The following is a 23344-nucleotide window of genomic DNA, read 5'->3' as shown; positions in this document are numbered from 1 at the left end:
GTGCTGATGCAAGGTGGTTTACGCTTTCGTTATAACGACTTCTATTGCAACTTTAGTGTGTTATGAGCCACCACTATAAGACAGTGATGGCTCATGTGGCTGAATACTTAATGGTTATTTGTCAGCCGATAAGGGTAAGTCGTCAACGATATACAAAGTGTTGCCGTCGATATCACTTTGCGCACTATCGAGATATTTCTGTTCTAAGGTGTTGTTATTACTCCAAGTGGCGAAGTCGTCGTCATTTAGCACACCCAAACGCTTGTTATCAATTAGCCACAAACCTTCCATTTTGTCATGGGGATATTGTGTTTTGGCAGCCATATCTAGCACCAGTGATTTTGTCGCGGGTATGATGCCATTGGTTGCAAGTGCCTCCCAGCCATCGCTTAGCGCTACCTGTTCTAAGGTTTTACCTTTAAGGGTTAATCCTAGCGCTGCATCTTGGGCGATATCAGCTTGTGCAGTGACGGTCTCGAGATCCGTCGCGCCGCTTATATCTATCTTGTATACATGCTTCATCACATCAGTGTCGATATTAAAAAACTTGCCATCACGTTCTAACACTAAAAATTGGCTGTTACTTAAGGCAACGATCGCTGAGTTAGAGTTCTGGGCAATTTCTTGCTGATACAAATATTGGCCAATAGCGCCGGTCGACAAGTTGATAGTCACGATTCGAGTCAGGGTATTATTGTTAACACTCTTATCGGGATTAGAAATGGTCGATTGCATTATGCCCACAAGTGTCGACTGATCGGGCGTGATGGTCAGCCCTTCCATTCCACGGTTGGCACGGCGATGAGCAAACTCTGCTGGCAGGCTATATAAGTTGCGCTTATCGTCTGCGAAAGGATTAATACGCGCTATTTCTACGCCTTCAGCCGAGTAATGCACTATATGTGGACCATACTCATCGCTGACCCAAAAACTGCCATCATCCATGGCGGCAAGACCTTCGGAATCTAACCCATAATCATCGAGTTTGATGGGGTTGGTCTGGGCATTATAAGGCTGGCTCATGTCTTGACGAATGACTTCACCTGCTGCGTCATAGGGGATTTCTCCTGTGCCGCCAAGGCTGCTGCTATTGGGAAGTCCGGTGATCAAGCTGCCATCTGGGCGTTTAAATAAGATGTCTTTGACCTTAGTGATGGTGCCATTGGTTTGGAGTTCAAATAAACCGATACGTGGTGTGTAGTCCGGCGTTGGAAACATCTTACCTTTGCCTAAACTACCTGTGTAATCCGCATTCGGGCCGCGATCGGTTAGGGCATAAAATTGAATAGGATTATTGGGATTTGGCGCTGCATCAGAGCCATAGCCGCCGTTACGAATTTCAAATTTAGTACCAGACATAGCGCCATTGTCTAAATCATTGCGCAGCACAGTGAAAGGTAGATGCACCGCTTTATCCGTAAACAGGTCGGCATTACATATATAGCTGCTATCAACCACTTCATTACCGTCGAGCTTGCCGTTATTGTTGCTATCAAGACCTGAATCCGTGCGAGTGCCGCCCATCCAGCAGTGGCTATCACCGCCAATTAAGGTGGTTTGTGTGGTAAGGCTACTGATGTCTTTATCATCCGAATTACAAGCACTCAGTAGCAAAACTGACAGGCACAAGCCTGAGGTGACGAGCACATTTTTCATCTTAATATATCCCGATTCTCAAAGTGATTAGCTATGTTGTTGGCAGGTAATATAAAGTTAGGCTGTGAACTAAATGTGACAAGTGTGCCGCTTAACGTATCGAGTACGAATACGGTGTGTGGGCGTTACATGGAAGCTGATTATGGTGTAGTTGAGTGGCTGAGTGAGACGTTTTATTGATGTTTAATATAATATAAACAATTGATTATCATGATTATATTTTCTAAATCACTTAGGTTTCCTGACAGCGATTTATATTGGAGGTGTGATTCTTTTTGTTTTTCATCAAAAAAATCTGCGGCCTAATAATTTTTGTTATTAGGCCGCAGGTTTAAAAGCTTAGTTCAGTAAACTTAAAGCTTAAAATGCGCGACCACGCCGACGAGTTGTTCTTTCGTCGCGGCCAAAGAGGTTGCGCTATTAAGGGTGGCTTTACCGCTTTGATTCAGTTCATCGACCATTTCACGAATGGTGGTCAGATTACGGTTTATTTCTTCGGTCACGGCGCTTTGCTCTTCGGCGGCGGTGGCAATTTGAGTGCTGAGCCCATTAATATCGAACACATAAGCGGTCAGGGTATCGAGGTTTTCCGTTACCAGAGTGGTTGTGTCGGCGGCTTGTTGGCAACTGTGTTTGGTTTGCTCCATTGCGGTCACGGCTGCATCGGCACCGCGGCGTAAACGTTCAAGCATCTGATTGATCTCGGATGTACTGGCTTGAGTACGAGCGGCCAGTGTACGCACTTCATCGGCGACAACAGCAAAGCCTCGACCTTGTTCACCTGCACGGGCGGCTTCGATGGCTGCATTAAGCGCGAGCAGATTGGTCTGATCGGCAATTTCACCTATTACATTCAAAATCGCGGCTATATGACGAGTGTTTTCGTTCATATCATTAATCGCATCGGCTGCTACATCGACTTTAGTCACCAAGGCAATCACAGTGTTGGCGGCCTGTTCAACGGCTTTCTTCGATTTATCAGCTTGTTCATTGGCTTGCTGAGTAAACTGGGCTGCAGACGCGGCATCACCTGCAACGTTATGGGCAGTCGCGCTCATTTCTGTCATGGCCGTTACGACTTGGTCGGTTTCAACTGCGTGAGTTTGTAGCGCACCACTATTAGTATTGGACTGCACATTCAGTTGGCCAATTTGGTCAGACATGTGATCTGAGGCTTGGGTAATATCTGAGATGATATGGCGTAGATTATCGATAACGCGATCGAGATCGGTGGCGAGTGAGCAGAGTTCGTTGTCACCCTTTATGTTTGTCTTATGTGTCAGGTCGCCATTGGCTAGGCGTTCCATTACCAGCTTAATGTCATTGACGATTCGGACTAAGCGTTTGCTCATAAAGAGCGCGCTGAGAAGTGAGGCGACGATGGCAATTAGGATTAGGCCAAGGAGCAATGCCTCGGTGGCGTTCACTTTGTCTTCGGCTTGTTTGCCAAGATCATGGTTTCGCTGAGTGATCAACTTAACTAATTGATTAATCTCATTGCTTACTTTGGGTCCAAGTGCCTTGCGCTCGAGTGTTAGTTCAGGCTCTGCGCCAGTTTGTTTGGCGTAGTTGATTTCTTGCTGATACAGACGCACATATTGCTCAATTTGCGGCAACAGCGTGCGGATCGTTCTGGCATCTGGCCCCATAAAATCGGTGTTGAAGTTTGCGAGTTTCTCTATGAGCAGCTGCACATTTCGTTGTTGTGAGCTGATGGCGTCAGTGTTATGGACTAATGTTGCTAAACGCAGTTCAAAGAAGGATTCACGCACACTAGTGAAGGTTTCGGCGAGCTGGGTATTGTTGATCAGTTTGCTGCTGGTGTCATTGAGTTCGGCAAAGCCCCGATAGGAGAAAATACCGATAATGATCAATAGAATACTCGAAAATACTGAAGGCAGCGCCGTCAATGTGCTGGTTTTTGCATTGTTAAACATGGTGGCCTACTGAGGTATAAATCGAGAGAGGTGTAATTAAATTACATATAGCGGCCATTTTAACGCTTGGTATTACACAGTCGCAAGGTGATATTCTGAGCCTTTTTGGCGTAAATTTATGTTTTTAAATGGGTTGTTATTATTTTGTTGGTTTGAAATAACCTCCTGGTTGTTATCTGTTGTGTAATTAAAATTCAATAATATCTCAGTTAATTGATTTTTAAGGTAAAAATAAAGCAGGGTTAGCCGCCATTCTACAGTTTATTAACAGTGCAAAAGGCGATTGTGACGCAGATCGCAAAACACGCAAACGCTGTCCAAAGGGTTTGTCTGGCAAGCTTCTGCTCGTACTATCAATTACACGATCTGCTCCTCAGGTGGGAGGAATAACGGCACTTCACTCTTTGTTTCGCGATCACGAGCTTGCCATGGCGAACAAAATTTAATCTCAAAACGTCAACAAGCTCTAGCCCCTGTCAACGTAAGTCGCACTTATTCCCGGTTCACTCTTTTACTTATCATCACACGCAAATTTGCGGTCAGTCACAAAGTCACAAGCTTAATGTAAATGATATTGGTTATCATTTGGATTTAAGATTGTTTTAATGTAGATTGTCGGCATTTCAAGCTAACACCGTTTAATCAATGATTGCTGTCGAGGTTTTTATGGAATGCAGGGCGTTTAAAAAAAGTGCAATTGCCGCAATAGTTTCGAGTTTGTTGATATCTTCAGCTTATGCAGGCGTAGATGCTGAATCTTCTGAACCTATTGAGAAGATTACTGTTTATGGTGAAAAGATTGAGCGTAGTCTTAAGGATACAACCTCTTCTATTTCGGTGATCGACAAGGAAGCGCTCGACAGCGGTCAATATCAATCCACCTCGAGTGCTTTATCTGAAGTACCTAACGTGGTGGTGCTATCGGGTTCTGTGCCGGATATCCGTGGGGTTTCAGGTAACGGCTCAGCCTCTGGATTTAACTCTTTTACCGGAGGCGCTCGGGCGCGGGTATCCACCTTAGTCGATGGGGTTGCTGAGCCTTTTGTTGCCGATCTTACTGGTGATACTGGTCTGTGGGATATCCAACAAATTGAGGTGTACCGCGGCCCACAATCGACGATTAACGGCCGTAACAGCATTGGCGGCACAGTGTTTATTAAAACCGAAGATCCAACCTTCGATTGGCAAGGTGCGGCTCGTGTCGGTTATCGTAATCAAGATAACTTTATCGACAGTGCTGTGATGCTCTCAGGCCCGATCCTCGATGATGAGTTGGCATTTAGGGTGAGTGGACAAAATGTGACAGGCCAAACCTACAATAAAGGCTTGGAATACGAGACTAATCCCGCCACTTTTGATCAAAATGAACTGATCACCAATCGCTGGCGCGGCAAATTCCTGTGGCAGCCGAGTGCGATTGAAGATCTCAAAGTGCTCTACAGCTTTTCATACAATGATGAGAAAGGTGACTCTGGGCGTAACTATTTTACCGGTGATGATCCTTGGGCGTTTAAGCCTATTTTCCAGCGATATATCGAGACTAAATCGACGACTCACTCAGTGAAAGTTGATTATGACCTCGGTGAAGGGCGCGCCTTAGATCTTATCGTCGCTTATATGGATTATGACTGGGGCTTTGAATCCTATGAACCCCTTGTCACGGCGCAGCAATATGTGGATATGAGCGACCAGAGTTACACTGTCGATGGTAAATACAGCTTTGGCCTTAAAGATAAAGACTTCAACGGCTTTGTGGGTTTAGCGTACTTTAAACGCAGCCAAGATTTTGGCAGTACTGGCAGTTCCGTTTACAGTGGTGATGACAGCACTAAGTCCACCTCCATTTACGGTGAAATAACCTATGGGCTTGCCGAGTCACTCTGGGTTACTGTCGGCGGCCGCGTGATGCGTGACGAGCAATTACGTAACTTCAATATGCTCTATCAGGGCAGCCAATTGCAGGAAAAACTCGACGATGCCAATACCGTCACCCTGCCGAAGCTGGTGTTGCAATATGCGCTGAATGACAGCACGACCTTGGCGGCCAGTGTTCGCCGGGGTTATAACTCGGGCGGCGGTGCGCTGTCGTTAGCCGAAAGTGAGTATTACTATTACGACGAAGAGTACGTCAATACCTATGAACTCAGCAGTCGCAGCTCATTTGCCAATGGCGATGTTAACTTGAGTGCCAACCTCTTCTACAACGATTTTGATGGTTATCAAGCGTCTAATAGCGCCCGCAAAATTACCAATATCGATAAAGCGGTCAGCTACGGTATTGAGGCTGAATTTAGTGCCATGTTAACCGAAAACCTGCAATTTATTTCGGGCGTAGGTTTGCTCGATAGTGAGATCAAACAAGCGGATCCTAGCTATGGTGACATTATCGGCAATCAGCTGAACTCGGCGCCGCACATGACCGCCAATGCGGGCTTAAAATATTGGTTGGGCGATGCGTTTTCTTTCGGATTTTCAGGCAACTATGTGGGTGAGTATTTTGCGGATATCAATAATACCGAATCACGGGTGGCTGGTGACTATGTGGTGGCTCGCTTAAGCCTCGATTATCAAACCGATAGTTGGAGAGTCAGCGGTTTTATAAACAACCTGTTTGATGAGCAAGCATTGACGGTAAATGAACCCGCCAGCCGCAGTTACCCCGATGGTTATGCGGCGATTATCGACCCCAGAAATCTGGGTGTCTCTGTGATGTACCGCTTTTAAGCGCTCGATTTAACGCACTTATTTTACCCATAAAAAAACCTCCACAGCATGCTGTGGAGGTTTTGTATTTTCAGCGACTTTTACTCTTTATATGTCAAAGTGCCATTGGCTTTGATTTCGTCGTACCACAGGTTGTGGTGTTGAGTTGCCCAGTTTTCATCACAATAACCGGACACCATACACTCCATACCGCCTTCAGACATTACCGTTGCCATGAAGATATGCACGATAGAGAAAGCACAGATCACTATGGCGCTCACTGAGTGCAGCACGAGTGCGATCAAGCTTAATGTACGGCTTGGTTCGAAAAGATTTGGGAACAGTAACAACATGCCCGAGGCTGAAATCACTAATCCGAACAGGGCAAAGGCCCAGAACCACATTTTCTCACCGGCGTTGGCAAAACCTGCGTCTGGGTGCTTACCTTTAAACGGGCCAAAGTTAATGTAACCACCGACCACTAAGAACCACTTCACGTCGTACATTTTTGGTAGCTGGTTTTTCGCCCATAGGGTGGTCATTAATGCCCAACCTATCATGAAGGGAATCGCCATCACGTCATGGATTTGCTTAGCGCCATAGACGATAGCTTCCCATATGCCTTCGCTGAGCCAAGGTTGGAAGAAGAAGCGACCCGCTAGCAAGGTTAAGCCTGTTAAAATCAACAGCAAGCACGGGATTGCGCCTAACCAGTGGATTGAAACGTCAAACTTAGACCAGCGATGCACTAACTTGCCTGAAAAACCATGGTGTAGCTTGGAGATGCCGTTCACCTTGATAAATAAGACAAAGATAATGATCATGCCAAATAGCGCTGCCATTAAGGCCGGTGCTAACCAGTCGCTACGTAGTTCGAGCACCCGCAGATCATAGGTATTGATCGGTTGGGCGTGGAACTCGCTTTGGGAGGTAGTGTATCCCGTGGCGCCATCCTTTAGCTGTGCCCAAATTTGGGCATCAGAGGCTTGAGGTTGGAGCGCTTGGTCATCACCACCATTGGCTAGACACACGGCACTAAATAACAGTGCTATGGCTAAGCCTATGTGTTTGAACCATTTGTTCATCATACATCCTCTCTCGCTTAGTGGCGCCTGCCTGCAGGCGCCAAGCTAAGTCTGTGGACAGATCCTGTTGACCTGAATTAATTCCAAGCCGCGTTTTTAGCGCCACGGTAAGCCACGCGCTCACGGAAGATGCTAGAAACCACCTCTGCATCACCCGCTAACAGGGCTTTAGTCGCACACAGTTCTGCACACATAGGCAGTTTGCCTTCGGCAATACGGTTTGAACCGTATTTTTGGCGCTCTGCATCTGAGTGGTTTTCTTCTGGGCCGCCGGCACAGAAGGTACATTTATCCATCTTACCGCGGCTACCAAAGGCCCCTTTTTTCGGGAACTGAGGTGCGCCAAACGGACAGGCGTACAAGCAGTAACCGCAACCAATACAGGCATCTTTGTCGTGTAGCACTATGCCGTCGTCAGTTCTGTAGAAGCAGTTTGCAGGGCAAACCGCCATACATGGCGCGTCTGAGCAATGCATACAGGCGACAGAGATAGAGGCTTCTCCGCGTTGACCATCGTTAATGGTCACGACGCGGCGGCGTTGGATACCCCACTCGAGAGCGGAGTCGTTTTCGTTTTTACAGGCAGTGACACAACCGTTACATTCGATGCAGCGCTTGGTATCACACAAAAATTTCATTGTAGCCATAATGGCAATTCTCCTAGCTTAAGCTGCACTTACGCTTTAACGATCTGACACAGTGATGCCTTGGTTTCCTGCATTTGTGTCACAGGGTCATAACCATAGGTCAGCGCAGTGTTAGCGGATTCACCGATAACGTAAGGCACTGTGCCCTCTGGATAATTAGGCGCTAAACTTTCGCCATGCATCACACCCGCAAAGTGATATGGCATAAAGGTCACGCCAGGTTTAACGCGTGGCGTCACCATAGCTTGTACCTTAATGCGGCCACCTTCGGCGCCTTCTAACCACACGAAATCACCGTTACGAATACCGCGATCAGCAGCATCGGCAGGGCTTATCTCAACAAACATTTCCTGTTGAAGTTCTGCTAGCCAAGGGTTACAACGAGATTCTTCACCGCCACCTTCGTATTCCACTAGTCGACCTGAGGTCAGTGCCAGTGGATACTTGCCGCTCATGTCTTTGTCTTGGATTGACTTATACAGAGTTGGCAGACGGTGCACTTGCATGTCGGCATAGGTAGGGTATTTTGCCACTAAGTCACGGCGTGGCGTGTATAACGGCTCACGGTGCACAGGTACTTGGTCTGGGAAAGTCCAAACAATACAACGTGCTTTGGCGTTACCAAAGGGAATGCAACCGTGCTTGATCGCCACGCGTACTATGCCGCCTGACAAGTCTGTCTTCCAGTTGCGGCCTTCGGCTTCGGCTTTTTCTGCAGCAGTCAGATCATCCCACCAACCGAGTTGTTTGAGCAGCTTATCGGAGAACTCTGGGTAACCGTCTTGGATTTCAGCACCTTTAGAGAAAGAGCCTTCGGCCAATAGGTTTTTACCATTGTATTCAACACCATAACGGGCGCGGAAGTTACCACCACCGTCTTTAACGTGTTTCGATTGGTTATACAGAATTTGGGTGCCAGGGTGTTTCGCTTCTGGTGTGCCCCAACATGGCCAAGGTAAACCGTAGGTTTCGCCTTTCGCTGGGCCGCCTGCAGCTTCGAGCGTCTTATTGCTGAAGGTGCCCCAGTTTTGGGTGTGCAGTTTCAGGCGTTCAGGGCTTTGGCCCGTCATACCGATAGTCCACATACCGCGGTTGATTTCGCGGGTGATGTCTTCAATCACAGGCAAATCATTTTCTTTGGCGATGCGTTTAGTGTACTGCTCAGCAAACCCTAGTTTTTGCGCTAAGCGATACATAATTTCGATATCGGTTTTAGATTCAAACAATGGCTCTATGACTTTTTCGCGCCATTGCTGACTGCGGCCAGAGTTTGACACTGAGCCTTCAGTTTCAAACTGTGTCGCTGCTGGTAGCAAGTAAACACCATTCTTACGGCGATGCATCACACCTGCCATCGTTGGGAATGGATCGACCACCACCACAGTGTCCATCTTGTCTAAGGCATCACGCACGTCACGTTGGCGGGTTTCTGTGTTCACCGATTGTCCCCAGAAAAACGCCATGCGAATGTTATCTTGCTGCGCGAGTTTGCCTTTTTCTTCTAGCACACCATCGTGCCAGCGAGAACAAGGGATACCCGGCGTAGTCATAGGTTCACGGCCAAGATAAGTGCCTTGATCGAAACGGCTCTTCATCCATTCCATGTCCAGATCCCACACGTGGGTCCAGTGGGTCCAAGCACCTGTTGTTAAGCCGTAGTAACCCGGTAAGTTATCGAATAACAAACCTAAGTCAGTCGCGCCTTGCACGTTATCGTGGCCACGGAAAATGTTAGTACCGCCGCCAGAAACGCCCATGTTGCCTAAGGCTAATTGCAGAATACAGTAAGCACGGGTGTTAGCGTTACCGACGTGGTGCTGAGTACCACCCATACACCAAATCACAGTACCTGGACGGTTTTCTGCCATCAGTTTTGCGGCTTGATAAACCTCGGCTTCGCTCACGCCAGTGATGTTTTCCACTTCTTTAGGTGGGAATTTTTTCGCTTCGGCGCGAATGGTATCCATCTCAAAAACACGTTGTTGGATAAAGGTTTTATCTTCCCAACCGTTTTCAAAAATGTGCCATAACATACCGTAAATAAAAGGAATATCTGTACCTGGACGCAATGCGCAGTGCAGATCTGAATGCGCCGCAGTACGAGAGAAACGTGGATCAACCACGATCAACTTAGCGTTGTTTCTTTCTTTCGCGATCAGAATATGTTGCATCGCCACTGGGTGGGCTTCTGCAGGGTTGGCACCGATAAAGAAAATCGCATTCGCGTTTTGGATATCGTTAAAGGAGTTAGTTTGCGCACCGTAGCCCCAAGTGTTAGCAACACCGGCTACCGTGGTAGAGTGACAAATACGAGCTGAATGGTCGACGTTGTTTGTGCCCCACATGGCCGCTAGTTTGCGGTACATGTAACAACCTTCGTTTGAGAATTTAGCGCTACCCATGAAGTACACTGAGTCTGGGCCGGATTCTTTCCGAATGTTGAGCATTTGGTCGCCCACTTCGTTAATCGCATCTTCCCAAGAGATTTTTTTCCACTTGCCATCAACCAATTTCATTGGATATTTCAGGCGTTTTTCACCGTGACCATGTTCACGCAGTGCCGCACCTTTAGCACAGTGACCGCCGGCGTTGAAGGGGTGATCGAATGCGGGTTCTTGACCCGTCCACACGCCATTTTGTACTTCAGCATACAGACCACAACCGACGGCGCAGGCACTACAAATAGTACGTTTGACTTCGATAGGGGCATCATGCGGCACTTCTTTGGCTTCGACGCGACGCATCATGCCTGTGCCCATTAGTGATGCCGCCGCAATACCACCAGTGGCAATACCTGCGTGCTTCATAAATTGACGACGGCTAATGCCTAACGCCGGTTTGTCTGCCACTGGGGCGACACTAGACTTGCGAGTTAACTTCATCGCTGACTTCTCCTAGATTAGCTGCGCAAGCTATTGTAATAGCTGCTGATGTGCGCAGTTTCGTGGTAACCCTTTGACGCTTTGGTGGTTACCTTGCTGCTCTCGCTGGCCTGTGCCACGCTCATGCCGGTTGCGGCAATCGCGGCACCCGCTACGCTGCCGACGGTGAGCGCTTTGAGCAAAGATCGGCGAGATAAATCGCTGGGTTGCTGCTTCATGCTGACTCCTGAAATTAGGGTTTAGTTTTTTGAGATCGCACGGCTTTTTGTGGGATTCATCTTGTTATCAAAAAGTGAAGATTAGCGGTGGAAAAGATAATGAAATCATCTTGTTTGCCATCAATCATCGCGCGTGACGGCAATATAGTAGGAAAGGGTTGAGTAGGAATTGATCTAGGACAGTTTGCAGTGTTGAAATCGGCTGCCGTACTCTTAAAGCGTTAACTCGCTCATAGTTTCACAACTCCCTTAGGAGCAGGGCGCTGGCGGCTTTTTGTATCATGGTGTTTCAGGTGTTAAGTTTTTGTATTGTCTAATGAAGTACAGATAAAAGAACACCCCGCATGGCGGGGTGTTTTAAGGACCTAAAAGCTGCGGTTTAACTTAGTCTTTATATTTTAAGTTGCCGTTGGCTTTGATTTCGTCATACCAGAGATTGTGGTGCTGGATTGCCCAGTTTTCATCACAATAGCCTGACTTCATACACTCCATACCGCCTTCGCTGAGTACGGTCGCCATCCAAATATGCACTATGGTAAAGGCAATCAGAATAATGGCGCTGATAGAGTGGATCAGTAGCGCGCCCATGGAGGCTTCGCGCGGTAAGTCTAAGCCAGGTAACACCAACATGATGCCAGAAACACTGATAAATAAACCAAACAACATCAGGGTCCAGAACCACATTTTTTCACCGGCGTTAGCAAAACCACTGTCGGGGTGTTTACCTTTGAATGGGCCAAAGTTGATATAACCACCTACCACTAAAAACCATTTCAAATCATACATCTTGAAGGTTTGTAGTGGCATCCATTTGACGACACAGACAGCCCAAGCTGCGATAAAAATGGGACCAGCCCAATCGTGGATGGTTTTGCTGCCGTAGATCAATGGCGCCCACAGATCAGGCCCTAACATTGGTTGAACAACATGCTTACCTAACATTATGGTTAAACCGGTAAACATCAGTGTCAGGCAGCTGCTCGCCATGATCCAGTGGATCCACAGATCCGCCTTAGACCAACGTGCCACTAACTTGCCTGAAAAGCCTTTGCTGAGTTTTGATGGACCATTCACCAGATAAAACAATAAGAAAGCCCCGAACACACCGACAACGGCCAAAGCCATAATCGGGGTCAGATATTGGTTTCTCAGTTCTTTACCTTGGTTACCGGCAACGTTAATCAACACCCCAGTATCTATCCCTTTAGCAGTGGTATAGCCGGCATCGCCTGCTTTTACCGCCCGCCAAAGATCGGCATCGCTGGTTTGCGCTTTCGCCTGTTGTTGACTCGATTGCTGATCACTTGCGTGTACTGGGCTTGCGCTCATTACTGAACCTAATCCCAATCCCATGACGAGCACCAACAGAGCAAACAGACTGCGCAGTGATTTGTTTAACTGTTTGTTTAACATTTTCACTCCTTGCCAGAGGTTAGGGATGACTCCCTAACCCTCGCTCTGCTTAGTTAATCTCACCTGTCTTGGGGTTGTAACCCCAAATCACGTTAGGATTGCCACGAGAGGCCATACGTTGACGGTAGATATTGGATACCACTTCCGCATCACCCGCGAGCAGAGCTTTTGTCGAACAAAGCTCAGCACACATAGGTAACTTGCCCTCAGCAATACGGTTTGCGCCGTATTTTTTACGCTCGGCTTCGGAGAAGGTTTCTTCTGGGCCACCGGCGCAGAAAGTACACTTGTCCATCTTGCCACGACTACCAAAGGCAGTCTTTTTCGGGAATTGCGGTGCACCAAATGGACAAGCATAGAAGCAATAACCACAACCGATACAGGTATCTTTGTTGTGTAGCACTATGCCGTCTTCGGTACGATAGAAACAATCTGCCGGACATACGGCCATGCAGGGAGCATCAGTACAGTGCATACATGCCACTGAAATAGAAGCTTCGCCAGGTAGACCATCGTTAATCGTCACCACGCGGCGACGTTGGATTCCCCACTCGAGAGCGGAGTCGTTTTCGTTCTTACATGCAGTGACACAACCGTTACACTCGATGCAGCGCTTGGTGTCACACAGAAATTTCATGACTGCCATAATGGCTTATCTCCTCATCAAGTAGGTTAGGCTTTGCTGATTTGGCATAGGCTGGACTTAGTTTCTTGCATCTGAGTCACAACGTCGTAGCCATAAGTTAAAATGGTGTTTGCCGATTCGCCTATCACGTAAGGCACTGTGCCTTCAGGATAGTTTTTCGCTAGGCTTTCGCCTTCAAACACACCAGCAAAGTGGTATGGCATAAAACATTCACCGGCAATAACACGCGGTGTCACCATAGCCTTAACCGTGATCTTGGCGCCTTCTGGGCCATGCACAAAGACATTGTCACCGTCACGCACGCCGCGATCCGCAGCATCCGCAGGGTTCATCTCGATGAACATTTCTTGTTGCAGCTCAGCAAGCCAAGGGTTAGAACGGGATTCTTCACCGCCACCTTCGTATTCCACTAGACGACCAGAGGTCAGTGTCAGTGGGAAGCCTTGGGTAAAGTCCTTATCCTGGATTGACTTATACAAGGTCGGCAGACGCGCAACCATACGGTCTTCGTAGGTTGGGTACTTGGCGACTAAGTCACGACGAGGAGTGTAAAGTGGTTCGCGATGTTTCGGGATATCATCTGGGAAAGTCCAAACGATACAACGGGCTTTAGCATTACCATAGGGAATACAGCCATGCTTGATCGCAACACGTTGGATGCCACCAGAAATGTCAGTTTTCCAGTTTTTGCCTTCGGCGCGTTTTTTCTCTGCATCTGTAAGTTCATCCCACCAACCCAATTGCTTGAGCATGTCGGCGGAGAATTCAGGATAACCATCTTGAATCTCACTGCCTTTAGAGAAAGAACCTTCGGCAAGAATGTTGACGCCATCATGCTCAACACCGTAACGGGCACGGAAGTTACCGCCACCGTCTTTCACGTGTTTTGATTGATCGTACAGGATCTGGGTACCAGGATGTTTCATCTCTGGTGTACCCCAACATGGCCAAGGTAAACCGTAGACTTCACCCTTAGCAGGGCCGCCTGGTGCTGTTAGATTATTGACATCGAAAGTGCCCCAGTTTTCTTGGTGCATTTTCAAACGCTCAGGGCTTTGACCTGTGTAACCCACAGTCCACATACCGGTATTGAATTCGCGGGTCACATCTTCAATCAAAGGCTCTTCGCCATTCACTTGAATGTGCTTACAGAATTCTTTTTCAACGCCCCATTTTTTAGCGAACTTGTACATGATGATGTGATCGGGCAGAGACTCAAACAGTGGCTCGATGACTTTAGTACGCCATTGGAGCGAACGGTTTGAGGCCGATACTGAACCATAGGTTTCGAATTGCGTCGCCGCAGGCAATAGATACACACCGTCTTTACGTTGGTGCATAACACCTGCCATGGTTGGGAAAGGATCGACCACAACCACAGTATCCATCTTGTTCAATGCTTCACGCACTTCACGACCACGGGTTTCAGTGTTAACCGATTGTCCCCAGAAGAACGCCAGACGGATGTTGTCTTTCTGCGCAATTTTGGTTTTATCTTCTAACACCCCATCGTGCCAGCGAGAGCAAGGAATACCGGCTGAGGTTTGTGGTGTTTGGCCTAGGTATTCACCTTGGTCGAAACGGCTGGCAATCCATTTAGGATCGAGATCCCATACATTTGACCAGTGAGCCCATGCGCCTGTCGTTAAGCCGTAGTAACCGGGTAAGTTGTCGAATAACAAACCAAAGTCAGTCGCGCCTTGCACGTTATCGTGACCACGGAAGATGTTGGTCCCGCCACCAGAAACCCCCATGTTGCCAAGGGCTAACTGTAAAATACAGTATGAACGGGTGTTGGCATTACCGACGTGATGCTGGGTACCGCCCATACACCAAACGATAGTGCCGGGTTTCGTTTCGGCCAGCATTTTAGCCACACGGTACATTTGCGCCTTAGGCACGCCTGCAACCAGTTCAACTTCTTCTGGGGTGTATTTTTTGGCTTCTTCACGGATACGCTCGATGCCGTATACGCGTTGTTTGATAAACTCTTTATCTTCCCAGCCGTTTTCAAAAATGTGCCATAACAGGCCATAAATGAAGGGGATATCTGTACCTGGGCGGATATGCACGTACTCGTCAGATTTCGCTGCAGTACGGGTGAAACGTGGATCAACAACAATCACTTTCGCGCCGCGTTCTTTGGCGACTAGAATATGTTGCATTGCCACTGGGTGCGCTTCACTTGGGTTTGAACCCACAAACATGATGCACTTAGTGTGGCGGATATCGTTGATAGAGTTGGTTTGCGCACCGTAGCCCCAAGTGTTAGCAACACCGGCTACCGTGGTAGAGTGACAAATACGGGCTGAATGGTCGACGTTGTTCGTGCCCCACAGTGCCGCTAATTTGCGATATAAATAAGCTTGTTCGTTCGAAAACTTGGCGCTGCCCATAAAGTAAACGGAATCTGGACCTGACTCTTGACGAATCGCTTCCATCTTGTCGCCGACTTCATTAATCGCTTGATCCCAAGAGATCTTTTTCCACTTGCCGCCTTCTAACTTCATTGGGTATTTCAGGCGTTTTTCACCGTGGCCGTGCTCACGCAGTGCCGCACCTTTCGCGCAGTGTCCGCCTTGGTTAAAGGGATGGTCAAATGCCGGTTCTTGACCTGTCCACACGCCGTTTTGTACTTCTGCATATACACCACAGCCGACGGCGCAGTGAGAACAGATGGTACGTTTAACTTCGGTGGGAACATTGTGGCCTATGTCTTCTTGGGCTTGTGCTTTACGCATCATGCCTGTGCCCAGCATGGACGCCGCAGCGATGCCACCTGTGGCAAGACCTGCCGATTTTAAGAACTGACGACGATTGAGACCCAGTGCTGGCGCTTTAGATTCGACAACCTGGTCTGTTTTGCGGGTTAATCGCATCACACACTCTCCTCTGGTTAGTTGTTCAACGACGCATAATAGTTACGGATATGGTCGGTTTCGCGGTAGTTCTCACTCTTAGGCTCTGTGGTTGCTGCCGTTTTTGTCGAAGCTAACGCCTGACTGCTCACGGTTACCACTGCGCCTGCCGCACTGCCGAGTGCCAATGCTTTGAGCAATTGACGACGGCCCATGTCGGAAGCTGGCTTCTTCATAGTGTCTCCTTGTGTTGCGGGATAAGGTGGCACAAACGGCGACCACCTCGGTTATTGTGAAAGCCTAAGCTTTCGTTATTGTTGCGAAGGTGCGTGTGACTTCACCTTCGCTGCTTGAACTCATCTAGCATTGACATCTAACACGCACATGCCGCGCTATTATTAAGCTTAGTCTTAGCTCATTAATTCCACAGGTTTTGCTAAATCGCTGGTGGCCGGTTGTAGGTCGGCGCTGCCTGGGCAATTGACGGGAATATCTAAGCTCAATTGTTCAAAGGCACTGGCTTCCATTTCAAAGAAGGCTTTTGCCAGCTGGGCGACGGTCGCGTAAAACGCAGCGCTGGGCGCTTTAGCTAAGTTGTCGCAGAAGCGGCCAATCCAACTGCCGATATGGCGTTGGTAAAAAGCCAGTTGGCGATAGCTCGGCGCTTCTAAAATCAGGGTTCCCATCACTTCACACAGGGCGGCCACGTGATCTTCGGGTTCTTTAACGTTGTCTTCGCGTTCAAATCCAAGTTGCATCAGGTCTTGGCGCAGTAATGCCAGCGGTTTGTCCATTAAGGAGCCTGTCATAAACCAACTGCCATAGGGGAGGATTTCACCAGAGCCTACGCCAAGGAATAGCGCAAAATACTCGTCTTCAAGCTGTTCATCGTTGAACTGCTGGGCGGCGAGCTGCACGGATAACCAAGCCTTGGTCATCTCGTTGTCTTCATTGGCATCGATTTCAAGATTGGCCAAAAATTGCAGCAGTTCAGGGCTCGGCTGACGGCGCAATAGGGCGGCTAACAGTTGATAGATATCGGCTCTCAACTGATCGTTTTCTGAAACTTGTCTTACTGATTCGGTCATAGCGGATCTCTTATCGCAGTTGCTTTTCAGGATCTTGAAGAATGTCTTCAAACATGTCTTTTACCCGGCAGTCGCCACACATTTTCAAGCGCTCAATATTGGCAGAAAATGCGCTGTGCGCGCCGACCATATCCAGCATCCGATGCACCATAGATTGGGTCGCAAAAGGAGAGCCGCAGCGAATACATTCGAAGGGGGCTTCTTCTTTCAGGGTGTGTTGTTGCTGACGAGCAGCTTTATCAAAATTAATTTGTGGCGTTAGGCTTATCACTTTTTCAGGACAGGCCGCTTCACATAAACCGCATTGCACGCAGTTTTGCTCAATAAAGTGTAGTGCAGGTTTGTCGCCGCCATCTTGCAATGCCACGGTTGGGCAAATTGCCACGCAGGACATACACATAGTGCACTTTTCGACATTCACGCTGACTTTGCCAAAGGGAATGTTGTTGAGGCTAAGGCAAGTATCGATTTCACCCGCTTGGCTATTGAGGTGATCTATCGCTTCAAATAGCGTGTTGCGTTTAGTGGTCGAGGCAAATGCAGCGGGCACGATCACGGGCCAATCTAAGCTGATATCGAGCATCGAATCTAAATCGGCAAGCATGCTTGGGTCGATGAGGCTGATACGTTGCGGCTGACCCATCTCATCTAAAATACTGTTGGCTAAAGAAAGTTCGCCTTTAAGCATTTGCGTGAGGGTTGGCGCTGTGGCGTCGGTATTGAGGATCAGCACTTGGCGTGCGCCCCATGCGAGTACCGACAGCCAATGATCTAAACTGGCAACGGTAATTTCTTCTAGGGCGACGGGGATAATGTCACCCGCTAGATCGTCGGTGATAAAGTCGGCGCCGACGGCATTGTCGTGGAACAAAATTACCGGTGCGGTTTGGGCGTGCTCGCGGAAACGACTAACGACTTTGTTCAGATATGAATGTAAGGCCTGCGGCGTCGGTAAATCGTAACTGATGGCACCCGTTGGGCAAGCGCTGGTACAACTGCCCGCGCCGTGGCAAAGGTATGGGTCGATTTCAATTTTCTTCGCCACGCTACTAATCGCATCGGCTGGGCAAAAGTTAAGGCAACGATTACAACCATTGATGCCATTGCGGTCATGGGCACAAATATCTGGGTTGATTTTGACGTAGCGAGGCTTATCGAATTGGCCGACAAGATCGGGAATTTGCGCGAGGGCATCTTCGAGTTTTTCAGCGTCTTGACCGACATAGAAATAACCGGGTGGCAGCATTTCTAAGTTCAAACAAGCTGTGCTGCTCAAATCGAGCACGATATCGAAATGGGGTTTACGAATCGACACTAAACTGAGTTCGGCCGCGCCATCTTGATGTTCAACACTGACTTGGAATTGGCCTAAAAAGCCTTTTACGCCAATGAGTTTGTTGTAGTAACTTTCGACATCGGTTGCCGCCGCCATCACACGCTCAAGGTGCGCTTCATCTTGGCTGGTAATGGCTTCATTGGCTAAAATCACGCGATGGGCCATAGTGGACAATTTGTCCGCGGCAAGGCGAGCCAGATCTTCTGGGCCGATAATGAGGACATTGCCTTCGGTGGTGTAGCTGACGGTTGGCGGGATCAGATTCTGCAACATCTGAGTTTGCGCTAACACCTGTTGCCGCGCTTGTTTTAACGCTTCTTGGGTTTGATTGGTCATCAAATGAGTGCTCACATTGCGTTCCTGAACAGTACTTTGGCTGTTTCTTGTTTTACTGTATCTGGGCAGATTTAGGCGGCTGGTAATAAGTAAGTCATTGCCTTTTCTGCTTTTATCTAAGCTTTTTTATGTCTTAGTACAGCAATTCACATACCAAAGTTACGGACATTAAAATTAGCTAAACTGACGTTAAACAACTCGGGTTTGGGCCTGAGCCAAGGGCTCTGGTGCATTTTGGGGTAGGTCATCAGTCTCCCCATCCAAATTGTCCGCTATCGGCTCTGCTGCCAATTCGGTGTCGACTTCTTGAGTCGTGGTTTCGCTTACATCAAGACTAGCGGATGGATTAGTTTCTGCAGCTTGTTTGGCTAAGGCTGACTCTTCATCCGGCGTTTCGCTGTCTTTGGTGATGTAGCGGAAGACTTTTTGTGCTAATTCTGCTGAAACTTCAGCGCTGAGTTTGGGCTGATTACTGTAATCGAGCGCATATTCCAAAAGCCCATCTATCTCGTTGAAATGCGGTTGTTTCCACAGCGCTCTCAGAGCCGCAGATTTCGCCGCCGGATCAACATTCGCGCCCATAAAACTCGCAAAGCTACCGCCAATTTCAATTTCGTCAGGATTAGGTAAATCCGCCGCCGTGAGCATGCGATTCGGATCGTCATGCTCGGCAGTATTGGACTCTAATGCGGGCTCTGTCGATTGAAGCGGCTCAACTGCCACAGTGGCTTCGGTCGCGATCGGCGCTTGAGGCGCGGCTGCTTGATTTTCTAGTGCTTGCTCAGCGGCAACTTGTTCGCGACGCTGGTTCCAGCGACTCAGTAGCCCAGCCGTTTTTTGCGTGGATTCAGCCATTAGTCTCTCCGAAGTGGATCGTGACTCGGGCCTTGATTCTTACGGCCATCGACATGCTTACGGCGATGAGCGGCGATTTCGACTTCGCCATGCTGGGTGATAAAGGCTTCAATCCAACAAGCGATGGCTTCTGGCATCAATAGGTTGATAACAGGGGTATTGCCCTCAAGACAACCTGCGGCGACGTTTTGATCTGCCGACAGTGCTGCGGGTATCCAAGTGCCATCGGCCGTTTCATCGCACACTAAATATAGCATAGCGTTGTCTACATCGAGATTGAGGCGATAGCTGGCGCGCTCGTCTTTGTGCAGTTCGAGGAGCACTAAGGTCGCGTCGTCAGGGGCTTGATGGGTAGCGGGAAGTAGGTGTTCAATTTCCCATTGTACTGAGGTCCAGCGGCCAACTTGTTTCTCTACTTTTTTAAGTGAAACGTACATGGGCCAAACATTCGTTGTATGTTGCATTGTCTCTCCGTCTCAGCCGTGTTGATGGACGAACCGTAGATCGAACGGATCGGTTTTACCAACAAATTGCGATAAAAGGTCACTGCAATATTGGTGCCAGTAAACATGGGGTATTAGTTTGAACTAGATCATCAAAAACCCCCTAAAAAGTGGACATTTTGTCCAGTGCTGGGTTTTGTTTGGGACATAAAAGGGCTAATGAAAAATCAGCATTGCGGCAGATCACGCATTTAACCCCGAGTTTTATGCCTAGGTACAAATATTGCTATGCTCAGGCCATGACTCGTTAAGCGGTAGTATTATGATTTCGGAAAACAGCATGGGCACAGATAAAGACGTTGCAGTTAACTCTCATCAGTGTTCTTTTGTGAGAACCCAAGCGGAAGTACCGTTAACCATTGCCGTAAAAGCAGTGAATGAAGCAGGGGAAGTGCTAGATAAATTTGTCGCCTGCGAACGTCCACTTACCGTTTATTTAAACTGGCGTCCGATAGTGACGCTGATGACACTAGGGGCAAAACCTGAGTCTCTGGCGTTAGGTTATCTTAAGAACCAAGGCTTTATTTCGGATGTGAGCCTGCTGGACTCTGTCATCGTCGATTGGGATGTGAGTTCTGCGGCTGTGGTTACCCGTGAACAAACTGTCGATCTCGACGAGAAACTCTCCGAAAAAACCGTGACGTCAGGCTGTGGTCAAGGCACAGTTTATGGCAGTTTCATGCAGGATCTAGATAACATCAATTTACCTACACCGAGTTTGAAGCAAAGCACGCTGTATAGCTTATTGAAAAATATCAACGAATATAACGAAACCTATAAGAATGCTGGCGCTGTGCATGGCTGTGGTTTGTGCGAAGACGATAAGATTATGGCCTTCGTTGAAGATGTCGGCCGCCATAACGCCGTCGATACCTTGGCTGGGGATATGTGGCTGACGCAGGATCGTGGTGATAATAAGATTTTCTATACCACAGGCCGCTTAACCTCCGAAATGGTGATTAAAGTCGCCAAGATGGGGATCCCCATTTTGCTATCACGTAGCGGCGTGACTCAGATGGGCTTAGCACTGGCGCAGCAGTTAGGCATTACTATTATCGCCCGCGCTAAAGGTCGACACTTTTTGGTGTATCACGGCAGTGAAAATCTGCAATTTGATGCCAATACAGCTCCTTAGCCCCAAGTGAGCTAAGACAGTAATGCTAAGACTTGCCATGCAGTAATGAAGAATAAGACAAGGAAACAAGATGACGTCTGCCAGTGAATTGGTTTACATGAGCGCGAAGCAAGTGGCCGAGTATTTAGATCTTAACGAGAAAAAAGTCTACGCCATGGCCAATGACAGAATTCTCCCCGCCACTAAAATCACCGGTAAATGGCTATTCCCGAAAGTGCTAATCGACCGTTGGGTGATGGATTCGTGCCACAGCGGCATGCTCACCGACCGTTTATTGATCACCGGCAGTGACGATCCACTCTTGTCTATGCTGGTGGCGCGCTTGATGGCACAAGTTGGTAGTCGTGAGTTGATAAGCTACAGCGCGACAGGTTCGCGCTTAGGATTAGAGCTACTCGCTAAAGGTTATGCCGATGTGTGTACCTTGCACTGGGGCAGTATGGAGGATCGCAATATCCGTCATCCAGCCTTACTTAAAGGGTATAACAATCACCAACAATGGATCATGGTGCACGGTTACTCCCGCCAGCAAGGGTTGATCATGCGTGCCGATATGCACCACAGATGCCAAGAGGAAGACAAAGTCGTGAACTTACCTTGGCGTTGGGTGAGTCGTCAGGGCGGCGCGGGTAGCCAGCAACATTTAGAGCATTGGTTGCTAAAGCAAGGTGCTCGCTTAGATCAGCTTAATGTCGTGCTGACGGCCTATAGTGAACGCGAGCTGGCAGGTTATATCGCCCGTGGTGATGCCGATATAGGTTTTGGTTGCCAATCGGTGGCATTGGAGAGTGGTTTGAGTTTCGTGCCACTGATTAAAGAGTCCTTCGATTTTGTTATGCCGCAAAGCATTTACTTCCGTCGTCAGCTTCAACAACTCTTTACTATGTTAGCGAGCGGCCACTCGAGGCAAATGGCGGCGCTACTGGGTGGCTATGATCTTACCGACTGCGGACAATTACTTTGGAGTGCGAGCTAATCCGCTCACTCGGAAATAGATGAAGCTGAATAGAGTCGAATGATCTCTGCACTACTTATGACAGTTACTTATGCTGCTACTTATATAGCGAGTTACCAAATAAGGATTAAAGAGATCTCTCCCTGTCCCTGATTGAGTCATTTCGGCTTTCTATGGCGATGGGATATTTCGGCTCTAGTAGCCGTTATCCTTATCTAAACTTTATAGAATCTATGTGTAAATCTCTTCGCCTTGATGCATTACATCCTCAAAATATGAGGTAGAACTGCAGAAAGAACGCTATTTTGTGGATAACTTTGGGGGTAAGTGGTGGGTATCTTGTGTCTAGTTTAGATAATCAGAATTAACTGCAAATTTCCTTAAAATAGGGGTTGCGCACTTTCTCAATCTCCCTATAATGCGCATCCACTGACACGGCAGACAGCGAAAGCAAGCTGACGAGTTAGGTTGAATTGAATGGCTTACTCTCTGTTGAGAATGGCACTTAATTCAATCGCAGCAAGAAGTTGAAAATACTCCTTGACGCGAAACGGGAAATGCGTAGAATACGCAGCCCTAGCCAACTGGAAGCGTTCGGCGCTCAGTGTGGTACTCACCTTCTCTTATGAGGTTGAGTTGCTCTTTAACAAGATAAAACAAGAAATCTGTGTGGACACTCACAGGTGTTGAGTTAATCGAAACTGCTTAACCTTCGGGTTGGCAGTCAAAAATTTAAATCAATGTAACAATGAGTGTTCATAGCAATATGTACAGTTTGTTTAGCCCTTCTTTTATAGGGAGTGCGAGAAACAAAAAATCAGAATTCATTGAGCCGCTGAAGTCGCAAGACGGAAGCAACAAAACTTTAATTGAAGAGTTTGATCATGGCTCAGATTGAACGCTGGCGGCAGGCCTAACACATGCAAGTCGAGCGGCAGCGGGAAGATAGCTTGCTATCTTTGCCGGCGAGCGGCGGACGGGTGAGTAATGCCTAGGGATCTGCCCAGTCGAGGGGGATAACAGTTGGAAACGACTGCTAATACCGCATACGCCCTACGGGGGAAAGGAGGGGACCTTCGGGCCTTCCGCGA

The 23344-nt window shown here is 48.1% G+C and carries 17 protein-coding genes and 1 rRNA gene; 4 read left to right on the top strand and 14 right to left on the bottom strand.

The window, feature by feature from the left end; translation table 11 throughout:
• Positions 1-114 precede the first annotated feature (114 nt).
• Together MO387_RS09615 and MO387_RS09610 are read right to left on the bottom strand one after the other, a co-directional pair.
• A complete protein-coding gene (locus tag MO387_RS09615; protein WP_107949787.1) occupies positions 115-1656 on the bottom strand; it encodes an esterase-like activity of phytase family protein in 1542 nt (513 codons plus the stop codon).
• A gap of 353 nt (positions 1657-2009) precedes the next feature.
• Complete coding sequence (locus MO387_RS09610) at positions 2010-3593, bottom strand: methyl-accepting chemotaxis protein (RefSeq protein ID WP_107949785.1); 1584 nt, start codon at positions 3591-3593, stop codon at positions 2010-2012.
• A 666-nt stretch (positions 3594-4259) separates the two neighbouring features.
• On the opposite strand from MO387_RS09610, the gene MO387_RS09605 reads away from it, so the two are divergent.
• Positions 4260-6317 (top strand): TonB-dependent receptor, encoded by a 2058-nt coding sequence (locus tag MO387_RS09605; protein WP_107950378.1) that lies wholly within the window; start codon positions 4260-4262, stop codon positions 6315-6317.
• A gap of 80 nt (positions 6318-6397) precedes the next feature.
• Here MO387_RS09605 and MO387_RS09600 read toward each other — a convergent pair whose 3' ends face one another.
• From MO387_RS09600 to MO387_RS09545, 12 genes are all read right to left on the bottom strand, one after another.
• Positions 6398-7381 carry a formate dehydrogenase subunit gamma gene (locus tag MO387_RS09600; protein ID WP_106649085.1) on the bottom strand — a complete coding sequence of 328 codons (984 nt, stop codon included), beginning with the start codon at positions 7379-7381 and terminating at the stop codon, positions 6398-6400.
• Between the two features lie 77 nt (positions 7382-7458).
• Positions 7459-8028 carry a formate dehydrogenase FDH3 subunit beta gene (gene fdh3B, locus MO387_RS09595; protein ID WP_105250558.1) on the bottom strand — a complete coding sequence of 190 codons (570 nt, stop codon included), beginning with the start codon at positions 8026-8028 and terminating at the stop codon, positions 7459-7461.
• A gap of 29 nt (positions 8029-8057) precedes the next feature.
• Positions 8058-10910, bottom strand: a complete 2853-nt coding sequence (locus tag MO387_RS09590; protein WP_107949783.1) for a molybdopterin-dependent oxidoreductase — start codon at positions 10908-10910, stop codon at positions 8058-8060.
• A 17-nt stretch (positions 10911-10927) separates the two neighbouring features.
• Entirely contained in the window at positions 10928-11128 is a 201-nt protein-coding gene (locus MO387_RS09585; RefSeq protein ID WP_006084531.1) for a twin-arginine translocation signal domain-containing protein, read from the bottom strand.
• Between the two features lie 384 nt (positions 11129-11512).
• Positions 11513-12541 carry a formate dehydrogenase subunit gamma gene (locus tag MO387_RS09580; RefSeq protein ID WP_006083567.1) on the bottom strand — a complete coding sequence of 343 codons (1029 nt, stop codon included), beginning with the start codon at positions 12539-12541 and terminating at the stop codon, positions 11513-11515.
• 49 nt (positions 12542-12590) lie between these two features.
• Positions 12591-13187 (bottom strand): formate dehydrogenase FDH3 subunit beta, encoded by a 597-nt coding sequence (gene fdh3B / locus MO387_RS09575; RefSeq protein WP_006083566.1) that lies wholly within the window; start codon positions 13185-13187, stop codon positions 12591-12593.
• Between the two features lie 26 nt (positions 13188-13213).
• Entirely contained in the window at positions 13214-16066 is a 2853-nt protein-coding gene (locus MO387_RS09570; RefSeq protein WP_012090497.1) for a molybdopterin-dependent oxidoreductase, read from the bottom strand.
• A gap of 17 nt (positions 16067-16083) precedes the next feature.
• Positions 16084-16281, bottom strand: a complete 198-nt coding sequence (locus MO387_RS09565; protein WP_006083564.1) for a twin-arginine translocation signal domain-containing protein — start codon at positions 16279-16281, stop codon at positions 16084-16086.
• Between the two features lie 174 nt (positions 16282-16455).
• Complete coding sequence (locus MO387_RS09560; RefSeq protein ID WP_107949781.1) at positions 16456-17133, bottom strand: molecular chaperone TorD family protein; 678 nt, start codon at positions 17131-17133, stop codon at positions 16456-16458.
• A gap of 10 nt (positions 17134-17143) precedes the next feature.
• On the bottom strand, positions 17144-18805 hold the full coding sequence (locus tag MO387_RS09555; RefSeq protein WP_199908828.1) for a 4Fe-4S binding protein: 1662 nt from the start codon (positions 18803-18805) through the stop codon (positions 17144-17146).
• Between the two features lie 189 nt (positions 18806-18994).
• Positions 18995-19660 carry a DUF3306 domain-containing protein gene (locus MO387_RS09550; RefSeq protein ID WP_107949776.1) on the bottom strand — a complete coding sequence of 222 codons (666 nt, stop codon included), beginning with the start codon at positions 19658-19660 and terminating at the stop codon, positions 18995-18997.
• Complete coding sequence (locus MO387_RS09545; RefSeq protein ID WP_006083560.1) at positions 19660-20124, bottom strand: DUF3305 domain-containing protein; 465 nt, start codon at positions 20122-20124, stop codon at positions 19660-19662. The genes MO387_RS09550 and MO387_RS09545 overlap by 1 nt, the downstream gene beginning before the upstream one ends.
• Positions 20125-20443: 319 nt before the next feature.
• On the opposite strand from MO387_RS09545, the gene MO387_RS09540 reads away from it, so the two are divergent.
• The 3 genes from MO387_RS09540 to MO387_RS09530 form a co-directional block, all read left to right on the top strand.
• The gene (locus tag MO387_RS09540; RefSeq protein WP_107949775.1) at positions 20444-21298 is read left to right on the top strand and encodes a formate dehydrogenase accessory sulfurtransferase FdhD; all 855 of its coding nucleotides are present in this window, start codon (positions 20444-20446) and stop codon (positions 21296-21298) included.
• Positions 21299-21368: 70 nt separating this feature from the next.
• Complete coding sequence (locus MO387_RS09535) at positions 21369-22274, top strand: helix-turn-helix transcriptional regulator (RefSeq protein ID WP_006083558.1); 906 nt, start codon at positions 21369-21371, stop codon at positions 22272-22274.
• 845 nt (positions 22275-23119) lie between these two features.
• Positions 23120-23344 (top strand): 16S ribosomal RNA (locus MO387_RS09530); the annotation flags it as partial.

It is taken from the genome of Shewanella sp. N2AIL (assembly GCF_022690845.1).
Classification (GTDB): Bacteria; Pseudomonadota; Gammaproteobacteria; order Enterobacterales; family Shewanellaceae; genus Shewanella; species Shewanella baltica.
The sequence above is the reverse complement of the archived record's forward strand: the minus strand, read 5'-3'. Positions and strand labels throughout refer to the sequence as shown.

Bases quoted from the DNA above. Each gene is read 5' to 3' on its own strand.
- fdh3B (WP_105250558.1), bottom strand. From the start codon at position 8,028: ATGGCTACAATGAAATTTTTGTGTGATACCAAGCGCTGCATCGAATGT.
- MO387_RS09605 (WP_107950378.1), top strand. From the start codon at position 4,260: ATGGAATGCAGGGCGTTTAAAAAAAGTGCAATTGCCGCAATAGTTTCG.
- MO387_RS09540 (WP_107949775.1), top strand. From the start codon at position 20,444: ATGGGCACAGATAAAGACGTTGCAGTTAACTCTCATCAGTGTTCTTTT.
- MO387_RS09535 (WP_006083558.1), top strand. From the start codon at position 21,369: ATGACGTCTGCCAGTGAATTGGTTTACATGAGCGCGAAGCAAGTGGCC.
- MO387_RS09555 (WP_199908828.1), bottom strand. From the start codon at position 18,805: ATGACCAATCAAACCCAAGAAGCGTTAAAACAAGCGCGGCAACAGGTG.
- MO387_RS09560 (WP_107949781.1), bottom strand. From the start codon at position 17,133: ATGACCGAATCAGTAAGACAAGTTTCAGAAAACGATCAGTTGAGAGCC.
- MO387_RS09570 (WP_012090497.1), bottom strand. From the start codon at position 16,066: ATGCGATTAACCCGCAAAACAGACCAGGTTGTCGAATCTAAAGCGCCA.
- MO387_RS09565 (WP_006083564.1), bottom strand. From the start codon at position 16,281: ATGAAGAAGCCAGCTTCCGACATGGGCCGTCGTCAATTGCTCAAAGCA.
- MO387_RS09610 (WP_107949785.1), bottom strand. From the start codon at position 3,593: ATGTTTAACAATGCAAAAACCAGCACATTGACGGCGCTGCCTTCAGTA.
- fdh3B (WP_006083566.1), bottom strand. From the start codon at position 13,187: ATGGCAGTCATGAAATTTCTGTGTGACACCAAGCGCTGCATCGAGTGT.
- MO387_RS09580 (WP_006083567.1), bottom strand. From the start codon at position 12,541: ATGTTAAACAAACAGTTAAACAAATCACTGCGCAGTCTGTTTGCTCTG.
- MO387_RS09545 (WP_006083560.1), bottom strand. From the start codon at position 20,124: ATGCAACATACAACGAATGTTTGGCCCATGTACGTTTCACTTAAAAAA.
- MO387_RS09585 (WP_006084531.1), bottom strand. From the start codon at position 11,128: ATGAAGCAGCAACCCAGCGATTTATCTCGCCGATCTTTGCTCAAAGCG.
- MO387_RS09550 (WP_107949776.1), bottom strand. From the start codon at position 19,660: ATGGCTGAATCCACGCAAAAAACGGCTGGGCTACTGAGTCGCTGGAAC.
- MO387_RS09600 (WP_106649085.1), bottom strand. From the start codon at position 7,381: ATGAACAAATGGTTCAAACACATAGGCTTAGCCATAGCACTGTTATTT.
- MO387_RS09615 (WP_107949787.1), bottom strand. From the start codon at position 1,656: ATGAAAAATGTGCTCGTCACCTCAGGCTTGTGCCTGTCAGTTTTGCTA.
- MO387_RS09590 (WP_107949783.1), bottom strand. From the start codon at position 10,910: ATGAAGTTAACTCGCAAGTCTAGTGTCGCCCCAGTGGCAGACAAACCG.